General features: G+C 42.1%; 9 protein-coding genes. All 9 read left to right on the top strand.

Annotated elements, in window-relative coordinates; genetic code table 11:
• The first annotated feature begins 10 nt into the window (after nucleotides 1–10).
• The 9 genes from CLV99_RS14230 to CLV99_RS14190 all read left to right on the top strand — a co-directional run bounded on the left by CLV99_RS14230 (nucleotide 11) and on the right by CLV99_RS14190 (nucleotide 14,479).
• Nucleotides 11–1,369, top strand: a complete 1,359-nt coding sequence (locus CLV99_RS14230; RefSeq protein WP_133585189.1) for a TlpA family protein disulfide reductase — start codon at nucleotides 11–13, stop codon at nucleotides 1,367–1,369.
• Between the two features lie 3 nt (nucleotides 1,370–1,372).
• Nucleotides 1,373–3,463: a S9 family peptidase gene (locus CLV99_RS14225; protein WP_133585188.1), complete on the top strand. Its 2,091-nt coding sequence runs from the start codon at nucleotides 1,373–1,375 to the stop codon at nucleotides 3,461–3,463.
• A gap of 133 nt (nucleotides 3,464–3,596) precedes the next feature.
• On the top strand, nucleotides 3,597–6,944 hold the full coding sequence (locus tag CLV99_RS14220) for a DEAD/DEAH box helicase (protein WP_133585187.1): 3,348 nt from the start codon (nucleotides 3,597–3,599) through the stop codon (nucleotides 6,942–6,944).
• Nucleotides 6,945–7,026: 82 nt separating this feature from the next.
• Nucleotides 7,027–9,246 (top strand): heavy metal translocating P-type ATPase, encoded by a 2,220-nt coding sequence (locus tag CLV99_RS14215; protein WP_133585186.1) that lies wholly within the window; start codon nucleotides 7,027–7,029, stop codon nucleotides 9,244–9,246.
• A 36-nt stretch (nucleotides 9,247–9,282) separates the two neighbouring features.
• The gene (locus CLV99_RS14210; protein ID WP_133585185.1) at nucleotides 9,283–9,498 is read left to right on the top strand and encodes a heavy-metal-associated domain-containing protein; all 216 of its coding nucleotides are present in this window, start codon (nucleotides 9,283–9,285) and stop codon (nucleotides 9,496–9,498) included.
• A 127-nt stretch (nucleotides 9,499–9,625) separates the two neighbouring features.
• Complete coding sequence (locus tag CLV99_RS14205; RefSeq protein WP_133585184.1) at nucleotides 9,626–10,771, top strand: alpha-hydroxy acid oxidase; 1,146 nt, start codon at nucleotides 9,626–9,628, stop codon at nucleotides 10,769–10,771.
• A gap of 90 nt (nucleotides 10,772–10,861) precedes the next feature.
• Entirely contained in the window at nucleotides 10,862–11,509 is a 648-nt protein-coding gene (locus CLV99_RS14200) for an RNA polymerase sigma factor (protein WP_133585183.1), read from the top strand.
• A 78-nt stretch (nucleotides 11,510–11,587) separates the two neighbouring features.
• Nucleotides 11,588–13,198: a Na+/H+ antiporter gene (locus tag CLV99_RS14195; protein WP_133585182.1), complete on the top strand. Its 1,611-nt coding sequence runs from the start codon at nucleotides 11,588–11,590 to the stop codon at nucleotides 13,196–13,198.
• A gap of 96 nt (nucleotides 13,199–13,294) precedes the next feature.
• Complete coding sequence (locus CLV99_RS14190) at nucleotides 13,295–14,479, top strand: FecR family protein (protein ID WP_133585181.1); 1,185 nt, start codon at nucleotides 13,295–13,297, stop codon at nucleotides 14,477–14,479.
• Nucleotides 14,480–14,703 lie beyond the last annotated feature (224 nt).

Below are 14,703 nucleotides of genomic sequence, written 5' to 3'. Positions count from 1 at the left end.
AATAACAACTATGAAGAAAGTAATATTGACGTTTCTCAGTGTCATTACAGGGAGCTGTTTAATGGCACAGATGAGCAGCGTTCAAGGGGTGGTCGAACCAGGATCTGTACGTTATAATACTATTGAGTTAATGCGGATTGAGCATGGCGCGCCCGTGTCTATCGCTAAAACCGAAGTAGCGCCCGATGGCTCTTATGGGTTTTTATTTACTCCAACATATGAAGGGTTTTACGCCGTTGGGGCTCCGTCATTAATGGATGGACAGTTCGATTTCTATATAAAAAAAGGAGAACAGGTCGGGTTAAATATCAATGGTGTAGAAAGTCAATTAACCGGACAATTATCGGAAGAGAACAGGCAGTTGCAACAATGGCATGCATTGACCAAAGACATTAAAGCGAAGTCTATTTATTTTAATAAAACAAGAAGTACTTATGTCGATTTTTTTCCTGCCCTAGAGACTGCGGACAAAATTGTTCTTGATTTTCAAAAGCAAGTAGATACAAAAAATCCAGCATTCAATAGCTTGATGAAAGACTACGCGCGTATCAGTATGGACCTCTATGCGCTTAATTTTTTGAGTACACCTCGTACCGCTCATCCGGATGCTTCGGTACAGCGACCAGCCATCTATTCTACTATAGTAGCAAAAGATAAGTTTGTGAGTAATAATATCATGAAGTATCTGTACGGAGACCGTCTCGTAGGTATGTATGCTGGTTATATCGCTAGACAGCTTGACATAAAAGATGACGTACAGTTGTTAACTTATTTCAGTACCAACGAGCAGAAGGCTGCTTATTTGATAAAGTCGCGTCTTCCAATGATTAAGTCTTATGATCAATTTGTGGAATTTTCCACAAAATATGCCCAGTATTTCGAGTTACCGACGCAAAGAGTGCTTTTGGAAGATTTAGGAGCGAAGCTGTATAAAAGTAAAGAAGGTGGTGAGGCATCCGATTTTACCTATCCTGATGTAAATGGTAAACAGGTATCCTTGAGCGATTTTAAAGGTAAAGTTGTTTTAGTTGACGTTTGGGCTACTTGGTGTGGTCCTTGTAAAGCTGAGTTTCCTGCTTTGCGGAAGCTGCATGAAGAGATGCATGGAACAGATGTCGTCATTATCTCTGTATCGGTAGATGAAGCTAAAAACAGAGACAAATGGTTGCAGATGATCGCAGACGAAAAACTTGGTGGTATCCAGTTATTTGCTGGATCGTGGGATACAAAAATAAGTAAAGACTACAAGATTAAGGGGATTCCGCGTTTTATGGTGTTCAATAAGCAGGGAAAAGTAGTGACTGATGATGCTCCTCGTCCTAGTGATCCTTCTCTTAAGAAAATGCTAGAAACTGAGTTAAAAAAATAAGCAATGAATTGGATAAAATCAGTTACCCTTGTCTGCTCGCTGTGGGCAGGCGGAGCATTAGCTCAGATCCCGAACAACTCACCTTATGACTATGTCAACCGGCTTACACCGTTCCGTTGGGAAGATAGTAGTCACTATGGTTTCTTTCGTCGATCTACTACTTCCAATAATTCTGAAAGTGTCTTGACAAATGTAAAAACGGGACGAGCGTATATCAAGCAGGTAGGTGTTCCATTAGCAAAGGCTATCTCTATTTCTAAAAATGGAGATGTACACATCAATGCAAGAGATGGGAAACAGGAAATCGTTTTAAGGGGGATGCAGAATACTACACTTTCTCCTGATTCGACACATCTGGCCTATACCAAAGATGGAAATTTGTTTTTGTATAATATTGAACGTCGCGAGAATAAGCAATTGACAAGCGATGGCGCGTCATCTATTTACAATGGTTGGTCTTCCTGGATCTATAACGAAGAGATCCTGGGTAGAGGGATGAACTATCGTGCTTTTTGGTGGAGTCCCGATAGTAGAAAAATAGCTTTTATGCATTTTGATGATACTGAAGTTCCTATCCATTACATGGCGCAGGATACGGGGCAGCATGTCAATCAGATTGCAATACGCTACCCATTACCTGGTGATAAGAATCCCGAGGTCAAGGTCGGTATTTATAGTTTAGAAGCGGATAAAATCAAGTGGGCTGACTATAACTCGAAAGAGGATCAATATTTTGGTCAACCGATCTGGACACCAGAGTCTGACGAGCTGTATGTTCAATGGTTGAATAGAGGCCAAGATTCACTCATTATCTCTGCGATAGATCCTTTAACAGGTGATAAGCGTTCTATTTATACAGAGACACAAAAGACTTGGATTGCTCTAGATCAAGAAGATAAGATTCAGTTTTTATCACAACGTAAACAGTTTTTGTTATTGTCGGACAGGACAGGTTATATGCATGTTTATTTGTACGATAGAGATGGAAATTTAATTCGCCCATTGACACAGGGAGACTGGAACGTAAAGAGTATTGATATGATCCAGGAGAAAGATGGGCTCATGTATATCACTGGAAATCGCGAAAACTCTACACGTGACGATTTGTATAAAGTCGAACTTAAAAATGGTAATATCCAACGGTTAACATTTGGAGACTATACCCATAAAACAAATCTGTCTCCCGATGGGAAGTATTTTATTACGAATTACAGTAACTACAATACACCGGAACGTGCGGCAGTGCTTGATAATAAAGGAAAGATAATTCGAGAACTAGCAGATAGTAAAGGCAAGGATTATGATCGATTGGTAGGTAAGGCTTCGTATAGCGAAGTTCAACGTTTCCGTACGTCAGATGGCTTTGATTTGCCTGCGCGTATTTCTTTTCCTGCCAACTTGGATAAGAACCGTAAGCACGGTTTGATGGTGTTGATTTATGGAGGACCCAATGCTGGAACGGTGAGGGACGGTTTCCAAGGTGGCTTTGGCGATCCAATGGCCGATACTGTAAATATGATCCGTGTACAGATCGACCATAGGGGATCTGGGCATTTTGGAAAAGTGGGACAGAACTATATGCATCGAAATTTGGGAGATTGGGAAGTCAAGGACTATGCTTTTGTGGTCGAAGAAATCAAGAAGAAATATCCATTCATTGATCCCCAATACGTTGGGATACGTGGTTTCAGTTATGGAGGTTACATCACGATTATGGCCATGCTCAAAGCTCCTGAGACATTCAAATCGGGAGTAGCGGGAGGATCGGTCACCGATTGGAGATTTTATGACTCGGCTTACACAGAGCGTTTTATGGATACGCCAAGAGAAAATCCGGAAGGGTATTTTACCTCAAGTACGCTGAACTATGCTAGCAATCTTCAAGGCAAGCTGCTGCTTAATCAAGGTACCATGGATGATAATGTACATATGCGCAACACTATCCGTTTGGTTGACGCCCTACAAGAAGCACGTAAGCAGTTTGAATTGATGTTATATCCAGGTGCGGCACATGGTTGGTTCTATTTGCACAATAAGGCAGCACATTTTAGAGAAATGGAAGCAGAGTTTACGGAAAAATATATGAAACCATAAAGTCTAAATCTGGTTTGTTTTTTAATAAGGGGGTGTTCGATTCGAATTACCTCCTTTTTTCTGTTAAAAAAATAGACGCATTGTGCATAAATAGTAGGATATTGCACCTGTACAAAAAACTATTCTAGGCTGCATGGAGCAATCTCATGTCATCATTCTGCGAGATACCTTATTAGGGGCGTGTTCTATTTACGACCTGATGCGGCACCTTGCTCCGGGCAGTAGTTATGCCGACTCGGGCGAGAGTGTATTGGTATATCCGATCCATCTGGCATTGAACGAAGGCTTATTCAGTAAAGATACCGGTGAGGTGGTTTTTCCTCAGGTCGGGGTACGACAGGAGGATACTACGCTCGCGCTGACCTGTACCTGTGCTAGTCCGCTTGATAAGGTATGTATCCATCAGATGGAGGTACTGGATGCTATTCTAAAACGAGACGATTATCGTATCTTTTTCGATGGCCGTATGCGGGATACGCGATTACGTAGTCTGGCCAAAGGGTATGGATTGGACAGAGAGGAAGATATGGATGTTTATTTCCAGCTGCAGTTTGAAGAGGGTAAGGCCGTTATCTTTAGCAAGCAAAGAGAACTGTTTCGCGTCGATCAGGCTTTTCTAAAACAATCTTCTTTTGAACGAAGTAAGTCTACATTGCCTGAACTGGCAGAACTAAGTGATATCAAGAAATGGATACTCGTGTTGAGCAAGCATCGGTTTTACGAGCAGACCAATTTTTTACTATTTGAGGTGGAACTTACCCAACAGGGAAAACTGAAAAACCCATTAACTCCCGTTGACCTTGCGCGACAGTTATTGCAGGAGAATACTGCCGATACGGTGCGTTTTTTGACAGCGCTGCTTAGTTATCAAAACAGATTTGAGAGCGAAGCTAATGATACCGAAATATTGGCACTGAAGATTATTGCATCCAATCCTATGAAATTGGATGTTTATTATCACGACCGATCAAGATCGGAGAGTATTGTCGCAAAAAGTCTGTTTCCTGTGAAACTAGCAATTGTCAAGCCTGAATTAAAATTAAAAGTCTTTAAAAAAGAACCTTTTTATGAGATAAATAGCGCTCTATCTATTTTAGATACGCTAGTGCCTATTTCCGAGCTGGTACTAAAGAACGATTATTTCATCTTTTTCAAGCAGCAATATATCTATGTACCGGACCCGGATCTTTTGCGGGTCATACAGTTTCTAAAAAGTAATAATGAGACCTTGCTTGTACATAGTTCAAAGTACGATGCTTTTGATGCACAGTTTTTAACTCCTATAGAGGGCTATGTAGATGTCGAATACGCGTATATCCATAAAGCCAGTCCAGCCCAGATTGCAGGGACTAACTCGGAGCGGGAGTGTCTACTCTATTTACAGAAAGAAGGGACATTTATCTCGCTTACCCCTGTCGTTCGTTATGGCGATTCCGAACTGCCTGTCTATTCGCGCAAGCAATTGTACATCGTAGATGCTGCAGGCAATAGGTTCAAGGGAAATAGAGATACTGTATATGAAGACCGTTTTACGGCAGCTATATTGAGCCAACATCCCGATTTTGAAGAGCAACTGCACTATGCCCAGTATTTTTATCTACACAAGGATAAGTTTTTTGATGATTCGTGGTTTCTCTCCGCGTTTGAGGCCTGGCGTCAGGCAGGAATCACTATACTTGGCTTTCAGGAACTAGGTGGAACAGGAATTAATCCTTACACAGCCAAAGTCGATATCAAAATAAACAGTGGAAAGGATTGGTTCAATGTGCATGTCAAAGTCAATTTTGGAGGGCAGGTAGCCCGGATGCGACAGATCCAACGGGCTTTTCGCAATAAAAGTAGATTCGTTACATTAGACGATGGCACCTTAGGGGTATTGCCCGATGAGTGGATGAACAAAATAAGCAAATATTTTAGTATGGCTCAGCTCGAGAAAGAACTGTTGCATATACCCAAAATTCGCTTTTCAGAAGTCGAATCGCATTTTGAAAGCGATGTGTTGTCCACCGAAGTACGGGAGGAACTGACTATTCTCCGGCAAGATTTTCTAGAAGCAGCCGCGGTCCCAAAAGTAGAATCCCCTAGAGGATTGCAGACTGTTTTGAGAGATTATCAGCAAGAAGGCTTTAGCTGGTTATGTTTCTTGGACAGGTTTAAGTTTGGAGGTTGTCTGGCAGACGATATGGGGCTGGGCAAGACTGTTCAAGTAATCGCATTTTTACTGTATCTTAAGGAAAAGGCAGGTGAGCATCCTCACCTTATCGTTCTCCCGACCTCTTTGCTGTTCAATTGGGAAGACGAGCTTACACGTTTTGCTCCAGACCTGCGTGTCCTTAATTATAACGGGATGCCCCGCTCGAAAAAGGTAGAACAGCTTACCAACTACGATGTTATTCTAGTCAGTTATGGCGTTTTATCTTCAGATATTGGTTTTTTCAGAGATCAATCTTTTAGTTATGTCTTTCTCGACGAGGCGCAATTAATAAAAAATCCAAATTCGGAGCGCTATAAGACTGTCTGTGTTTTAAAGTCAACGAATAGGATAGTGATGACCGGCACACCTGTCGAGAATAGCACCTTTGATATTTACGGACTATTCTCCTTTGCCTGCCCCGGATTATTGGGCAATAAACAGTTTTTTAAAGATACCTATGCTATTCCCATTGATCAGTTTGAGTTTAAGCAGCGTGCGCTAGAACTTGAAGAAAAAATCGCTCCTTTTATATTACGACGTACTAAACGACAGGTCGTGCACGAGCTACCAGAGAAAACCGAATCGGTCATTTATTGTGATATGAACGAAGAGCAACGCACTATATACGCTGCTTACGAAGAGGAAGTTCGAAACTATATCAACGGTACCGACGCTGAGCTGTTGGACCAAGACCGTCTGCATGTTTTGGCATCGCTAACCCGGCTTCGGCAGGTGTGCAATTCTCCAGCACTATTACAGAATGGATATTCTGCTGCGAATAGTGTCAAAATAGATGTGCTCTTAGAGCAGATAATGGATAAAATGAAGGGCCACAAGATTTTGGTGTTCTCCCAGTTTGTAGGGATGTTAGATCTGATTAAAGAACGGTTAGATCGCCAGCAGATAGCTTATTCCTACCTAACAGGACAATCGAAAAACCGCAAGTCTATCGTTGCAGATTTTCAGGAAAATGAATCCGTCCGTGTGTTCCTGATCAGTTTAAAAGCCGGAGGATTAGGGTTGAATCTCACTGAAGCTGATTATGTATATCTGGTCGATCCCTGGTGGAATCCAGCAGTAGAAAATCAAGCCATAGATAGGAGCTATCGTATTGGGCAGGACAAAAAAGTGACCGCTGTACGTTTAATCTGTACCAATACCATTGAAGAAAAGATCATAGACCTCAAACAGCGGAAACAGAAGCTGGCCAGCGATCTTGTCGGTACAGATGCAAACTGGTTCAATAGTCTTTCCAAAGAAGACCTGTTAGCCCTGGCTTCTTCGTAATTCTATAACACATTTCCCAAATACTATAATATAATGGGGCAGCGATTGTCCACTTTTGTATTATTAATTCACTTAGAAGATTATGGAAGTAATAGAATCAAAACAAATAAAGAAATCCTTCCCGGTACTGAACATGAGCTGCGCGAGCTGTGCCTCGAGCGTAGAGAGCATGGCGCAGACAGTGGATGGAATCATAGATGCCTCCGTCAATTTTGCTACAGCCACTGTTACGGTCAATTTTGCGGAAGGGCAAGACGATCCAACAAGATTGCAGCAAGCTCTTCAGGAGATCGGATTTGATATACTGATCGCAGAGGAAGAAAAACAGCAGGAGGTTCTGGAGGAAATCCATGAGAAGAAATATGCCGAGCTCAAACGTAAGACAATAGGCGCTATCGTACTCTCTCTGCCTGTAGTCATTATCGGGATGTTCTTTATGCATATGCCATACGCCAATGAGATTATGTTGGTGTTTTCCACGCCAGTGGTATTGTGGTTTGGCAAAGATTTCTTTGTCAATGCCTGGAAACAGCTGCAGCACAAAAAAGCTAATATGGACACTTTAGTTGCGCTGAGCACAGGTATCGCTTATGTGTTTAGTCTTTTCAATATGGTCGCGATGGACTTCTTGACCAGAAGAGGTGTTGAGGCACACGTATACTTCGAAGCAGCAGCCGTTATTATTGCGTTTATCCTGTTAGGGAGGTTATTGGAGGAAAAGGCAAAAGGCAATACCTCTTCCGCTATTAAAAAGCTTATGGGGCTACAGCCCAAAACGGTATTGGTCATTCTACCTAATGGCGAGGAACAGCTTATTCCTATTGAACAGTTGGCGGTAGGTGATACCGTATTGGTAAAGCCCGGTGAAAAGATCGCTGTCGACGGGCGTGTCGATGGGGGAGGCTCCTATGTCGACGAGAGTATGCTCAGCGGAGAGCCTATACCAGTGGAAAAGAAACAAGGTGACCGGGTGTATGCAGGGACAATCAATCAGAAGGGGAGTTTTCAGTTTAAAGCGGATAAAGTTGGAAAGGACACCATGTTGGCACAGATTATCCGTATGGTACAGGATGCACAGGGGTCTAAAGCCCCGGTTCAGAAGCTCGTGGATAAGATTGCTGCAGTATTTGTACCTGTCGTAATTGGAATTGCAGTCATTACGGCTATACTCTGGGGACTATTGGGAGGCGACAATGCCTGGGTAATGGGGCTTATCTCCGCAGTCACTGTACTGGTTATTGCCTGTCCGTGCGCGCTTGGACTAGCTACACCAACGGCTATTATGGTCGGTGTGGGAAAAGCTGCTGAAAGTGGTATATTGATTAAGGATGCCGAAAGCCTACAATTGTCCAAAAATATTACTGCGGTAGTTCTAGATAAAACAGGTACTATTACCGAGGGAAAACCTAAGGTCGTTTCAGAATATTGGAAAGAAGGAAGTGCAGCGGTCAAGCAAGTTCTTTTTTCTATCGAGCGGAAATCCGAACATCCATTGGCCGATGCCGTAGTGAATCATTTGGAAGGTTATACGTCTATACCTCTAGCTAGTTTTGAGAGTATTACGGGCAAAGGTGTAGAAGCGGTTCTGGATGGGCAGAAGTATCTCGTGGGCAATTCAGCTTTGTTGGCTACTTATGCTATAGCTATTCCTAAGGAAGTATCCGCATTGGCCAATACTTGGGCTGCTCAAGCACAGACCGTAATCTGGTTTGCCAGCGATCAGGCCGTTTTAGGAATCATGGCTATTGCGGACAAGGTCAAAGACACTTCGAGAAAAGCGATAAAAGAACTCCAGCAGAAAGGTATTTCTGTCTATATGTTGACCGGAGATAATCATTCTACAGCATCTGCGATTGCAGCACAAACCGGGATTACGGATTACCGGGCAGAGGTGCTGCCACATCAGAAAGCCGATTTTGTCAAAGAGTTGCAGGCTCAGGGGCATGTTGTAGCGATGGTAGGCGATGGTATCAATGACAGTAGTGCGCTTGCTACGGCAGACGTCAGTATTGCAATGGGCAAAGGATCGGATATTGCTATGGACGTAGCTAAGATGACTATTATTTCATCCGATTTACTGAAAATTCCTCAGGCAATAAAAATATCCAAACAGACTGTGGCAACAATCAAGCAGAATTTGTTCTGGGCCTTTATCTACAACCTGATCGGTATTCCTTTGGCAGCAGGGTTACTCTATCCAGTCAATGGGTTTCTGTTGAATCCAATGATTGCAGGAGCAGCAATGGCACTGAGTAGTGTCAGTGTAGTCAGTAATAGTTTAAGACTTAAACTCAAAAAATAAACATAATTATTTAAATACTCATAAATCAATAATACAATGGAAACTCAAAAATTTCAATTTAAAACCAATATCAACTGTGGCGGCTGTGTTACAAAGGTGACACCACATCTCGATAATGTAGAAGGCATCACATCTTGGGAGGTGGATACCGCCAACAAGGATAAGGTACTTACAGTAAGTACAGACAGTCTCAGTGCCGAGAAAGTGGCCGAGCTTGTCAAACAAGCTGGGTTCAACATCGAGCAGATTTAATAATAAAATACACGAGGGGCTGAGAAGCTCCTTGTGTGTTAATAAAGTGTATCGATTGGGTAATATTCTGTTATAGGCAAATCGAAAAACAGAGTAGTTTTATTTTTCAATTTGTTATTAGACCAATATGTTATACAATCCAAAATATCCTTCCATTACAGACCTGAAGAAAAAAGCTAAATCCCGTATACCTAAATTTGCGTTTGACTATCTGGAGGGGGGCTGTAACGAAGAATTGAACCTGCTTCGTAACGAGAATGATTTTGACTCTATTTTTCTAAAGCCCCGGTATCTACAGGAAGTAGGTGCGATAGATATGTCTGTAGAGCTTTTCGGAAAGAAGTATAGTGCTCCTTTCGGAATATCACCTATCGGTTTACAGGGGCTTATGTGGCCCAATGCTCCGGAGATACTTGCGCGCTCTGCCGCAGCGCAGGATGTCCCTTATATTCTCAGTACGGTGTCTACAGCGAGTATTGAAAGGATAGCGAAAGTTTCGGAGGGTAAAGCCTGGTTTCAATTATATCATCCTACAGAAAACCGTTTGCGTGATGATATTTTACAGCGGTTAAAAGATGTCGAATGTCCAGTACTGGTTGTATTGGTCGATGTTCCTTCATTTGGACTCCGTTACCGAGAGATAAAAAGTGGGCTATCTATGCCTCCAAAGCTAACACCTTCTACGATATTACAGGCGATGCGTTGTCCGACTTGGGGGATAAAAACTTTGCAGTATGGTATTCCTTCATTTGCTACCCTAAAGCCTTATATGGAAAAGGGACTCGATCTCGCACAGCTTGGTCAGTTTATGAACCGCACGTTTACAGGGAAAGTTACCGTTGATAAAATCAAGGCAATCCGCGATATCTGGAAAGGACCACTCGTATTGAAAGGTATTGCTACGGAAGAAGATATGGAAGACGCATTGCATATTGGCGTCGACGGAGTTATTGTATCCAATCATGGAGGGAGACAATTAGATGCAGCAGAATCTTCCATCTATTCATTGATGCGCCTGACGGCCAAAGAACGGTACAAACAGCAGATGACGATTATGTTGGATGGTGGTATCCGCTCGGGAGTAGATTTAGGGAGAGCTCATGCTGTAGGTTCTGCATTCAATTTCATGGGAAGACCGTTTATGTACGGTGTAGGGGCATTAGGAGAATTAGGAGGTAGCCATACGATTAACTTGTTCAAAGCTCAACTTTATCAACTGATGCAACAGTTGAGTATCGAAAAAGTAGATCAGTTTCCGGATCGGCTACAATGAAGCAGTAGCTAAATAAGAGACGATTTAACCTAGGCGATAATTGACTTGTATTGTTTTTGAATATGATTTATATTTGACCCCCAATCGGTTGTGTCGGTAGAGACAATACGAGGCGAGAAAAATAGTGGAGGTCACATGTTCAGGAGGAATAGTTTTAGTAGCGATATGGAGGAGCGAGAGCAATTATTGCTTTTGAAGAGGGGAGATTACGCTGCATTTGATGCGCTCTATACCGAATACAGTCCTCGGATATTAGGACGGCTGATCCGTCTGCTCGGACAGACAGATACTGCAGAGGAGCTCTTACAGGATTTGTTTTTTCGGGTCTGGGAGAAAAGGGAACAGATCAATGTCGATCAGTCTTTTAAAGGCTATCTATTCAAAATAGCCCAAAACTTAGTATACGATTATTTTAGGAAGCAAAGTATTGATGAGCGGTATCGTGCTGAGTTTGTGCGTAATTATTCAGAGTTGTATGGGCATATCGAAGAAGATATCATTTTCAAGCAGACAGAGGAACGCTTGATGGATGCTATCGATAAGCTACCTCCCCAATGCAGACAGGTATACATCCTCTTCAAATTAGAAGGTAAAAGCTATATGGAGATCAGTGAGCTGCTCGGCATCAGTAAGTCTACTATTAATAACCACCTTACCAAAGCGAATAGCATTTTGAAGAAAGAGTTCCCTTTTCTGTTTTTTTTGATCGCGTTTGCGCTATTCGATCTCTTAAAATAACGCATTTTTTCATTTTTGACTTAAGTCAACATCTAGGGAGTTTTGACTAGTTACTTTTGCGGTCTAAAATAGGAGACTATGCAAGAGTTAGAGAAAATTATCTGGGTATCCATTATTTTAATCGTCATTATTTCTGTCAAGGAACGCATAAAATTAGCGCTTCCTATCTTATTGGTACTAGTAGGTCTGCTGTTGAGCCTAACAGGATTATTACCTACCATAGATATCAGTCCGGAGCTGATTTTTTACGTTGTGCTACCGCCCGTCCTATTTGATGCGGCTTGGAATACCTCTATTCCCGATTTTAAAAAAGAGTTTCCCAAAATTTCTGTCCTCGCTTTTTTGCTTGTGTTTCTTACGACAACCATTGTTGCTGTTTTTGTACATCATGTACTCCCTGGATTTGGCTGGGGCTTAGCCTTTGTGCTAGGGGCAATTGTATCCCCTCCCGATGCGGTTGCAGCTAGCAGTATTACTAAAAGCATTCCCTTGCCCAAGAGATTGATCATTCTTTTGGAGGGTGAAAGCTTATTGAATGATGCCTCCGCATTGATTGCTTACAAATGTGCTGTTGTAGCGGTTATGACCGGTGCTTTTTCCTTATGGGACGCTGGATGGCAGTTTCTATATATCAGTGTCGGAGGAGTTTTTGTCGGGATAGCTATTGGATTCCTATTCCTCAAAATATACGGTTTCTTCCGCCATGATAGCAATGTTGAAACCTTTGCCGTTATCTTATTGCCTTTTGCGACCTATAGTCTTGCAGAGCATCTTGGTTTTTCTGGTGTGTTGGCGGTCGTTATCCTGGGGATGTACCTTTCCTGGCATTCTTTTTCCATCTTTACGGCTGCCAGCCGAATCCAGATGGGGCATATCTGGGATGTTATCATATTTATTTTGAACGGCCTGATTTTCCTGATTCTGGGGATGCAATTGCCAGGTATACTGGCTGATATTCCTTCACCTGAAGTTGTTCCTCTGGTATTCTATGGCTTTCTTATTTTTCTGATCCTTGTTGTGGTCCGACTGCTTGTACTTTTTGCTCTTCCTATCTTTTCATTTAGAAAATCTAGCGATAGTAGAAAAATATATGCAGAATCGGGCAAAGAATATCTTATTCTATCTTGGTCAGGTATGCGTGGGGTTGTTTCGTTGGCGGCAGCTTTAGCATTGCCATTTACCGACGGGCAGGGAGTGTTGATCGAGGAGCGGAGTACCATACTCTTTGTTTCTTTTATTGTTATTATTTTTACATTATTTATACAGGGACTCACGCTTCCCCGAATGATTAGTTTACTTAAACCTGTCGACAGAAAAATAGAGGATGACAATATTTTGAATCTATTGTTATTAGACCGATCGATTTCTTATCTGACGAATATTCCAATACGGGGACATCTTACGGAAAGCGTGATCAAGAATATGGTTGCTAAGCTGGAGGCCGAAGAGTCAGAGCTGATTGATGGCAGTGCGGAGCACATATTGTTAACCAAGCAAACTGCCGAAAAAGGAGCGTATTTGCAACTTGAATTAAACCTGGTCGATTATCAGCGGCAAGAATTAGCTGACAGTTATCAAAAAGGACGCTTTTCATTGGAAATGATCCGGAAGAAAGAGTTAGAGTTGGATTTTTGGACAGCAACTATTCTGCAGGAAATGGAACGGGCTAGGTCGAGCGTTACAGGATGATATGTATACCGCTAATATTTTTTTTAAAAAAAGTAAATTTAGAGTAGGTACTTTTTAATACAACCCCGTATTAGCTTATAAAAGGACCTAATCAGTTTGAAACTAGAAACGAATCTAAAAGAATTATTTTCCAAATATCTTGCGGGACAGGCATCGTCTAGCGAGCTTCTGCAGCTGTTGGATCATTTTCAGGAAGAAAATGACTCCACGTATTTACGTGACTTGCTCTTAGCCGAACTCGAGAGGGAAGAAGATGCTCCTATTGCTAGCGAACAGGTTATTCTATCTCGTGTTTCTGTAGCATTGCATGATCGTATTCACACTGCCAAGCGAAAGGTCAAACGTCTTTATTGGAGTATCGGGGCTGCCGCAGCGGTGTTATTATGCGTAGGCGGATGGCTAGTTTTAGGTGACACGGAGTCAGACACTACGTCGACCGATTCCATGTACGCTGCCATATTACCAGGAGACGATCGGGCTATTCTTCATCTCGAAGATGGTCGTGTTATAGATTTAGACAGTTTAGTAGGGGACAGTGTTAAAGACCGTTATCTGTCTAAAGACAGTGCAGGTATGATGACTTTCAAAACAGACGATCTACCAGCTTCACAAAAGGAAACAGGTCAACGTATACTGAGTACACCTCGAGGTGGTCAGTTTGCCGTAGTATTGGCAGATGGGACCAAAGTATGGCTTAATGCAGAGTCATCCATTACCTTCCCGACCCAATTCGATCAAAGTACCCGTAGTGTCGAGATCACTGGCGAAGCTTATTTTGAAGTTGCTAAAAAGCAGGGGCAGCCTTTTATTGTTCGGACAAGACAGCAGACTATCAGAGTATTAGGTACCCATTTTAATGTAAATGCCTATTCTGATCAGAATATTGTAAAAACGAGTCTTCTAGAAGGGCGTGTGGCAGTTTCTGCAGGTGGGCAAGAAGTTGAGTTACGTCCAGGGCAGATGTGTCTATGGAATGAGAAACATGGAGGGTTGGGGATTGATAATATTCCAGATCTGGGAAGTCTATTGGCTTGGAAAGAAGGGATGTTTAGTTTTGATAATAGCAATATTAGGGAGATTATGCAGACGCTTTCGCGGTGGTATGATGTAGAGGTCGCTTTCGAAAAGGGGGATTATAGCGATTGTGTATTTGGTGGGATGGTACCTAAGAAAGAAAATATCGATCAGGTGCTGCGTATACTTAGCGCTTCACAACAGTTGACTTTTGATATTAAAGAAAGGAGAGTGCTTGTGTCTCGTTTAAAAAAAGATAAAAACTAACAATTTATAATGATAACCTAAAAAATGAAGAACATGCCTATGTGATATAACAATTGACACGACGATTAAAAATAAAAAGTCCCGACGGCCATCGGGACTGATATTAGAGCTAGTCTCTACCCATTTTACACTGTTTATTAACTAACTCTTAACCAAAAGTATGCAAATCTACTCGGATAAAAAAGCACCTTTTGCAAGGTGGCTATGCCGTATTAATTTGTCCT

The sequence above is a fragment of the Sphingobacterium yanglingense genome, assembly GCF_004363245.1.
GTDB classification, from domain to species: Bacteria; Bacteroidota; Bacteroidia; order Sphingobacteriales; family Sphingobacteriaceae; genus Sphingobacterium; species Sphingobacterium yanglingense.
The sequence above is the reverse complement of the archived record's forward strand: the minus strand, read 5'-3'. Positions and strand labels throughout refer to the sequence as shown.

Excerpts from the sequence above, each read along its gene's own strand:
- CLV99_RS14220 (WP_133585187.1), top strand. The coding sequence starts at position 3,597 with ATGGAGCAATCTCATGTCATCATTCTGCGAGATACCTTATTAGGGGCG.
- CLV99_RS14215 (WP_133585186.1), top strand. The coding sequence starts at position 7,027 with ATGGAAGTAATAGAATCAAAACAAATAAAGAAATCCTTCCCGGTACTG.
- CLV99_RS14205 (WP_133585184.1), top strand. The coding sequence starts at position 9,626 with ATGTTATACAATCCAAAATATCCTTCCATTACAGACCTGAAGAAAAAA.
- CLV99_RS14230 (WP_133585189.1), top strand. The coding sequence starts at position 11 with ATGAAGAAAGTAATATTGACGTTTCTCAGTGTCATTACAGGGAGCTGT.
- CLV99_RS14225 (WP_133585188.1), top strand. The coding sequence starts at position 1,373 with ATGAATTGGATAAAATCAGTTACCCTTGTCTGCTCGCTGTGGGCAGGC.
- CLV99_RS14210 (WP_133585185.1), top strand. The coding sequence starts at position 9,283 with ATGGAAACTCAAAAATTTCAATTTAAAACCAATATCAACTGTGGCGGC.
- CLV99_RS14195 (WP_133585182.1), top strand. The coding sequence starts at position 11,588 with ATGCAAGAGTTAGAGAAAATTATCTGGGTATCCATTATTTTAATCGTC.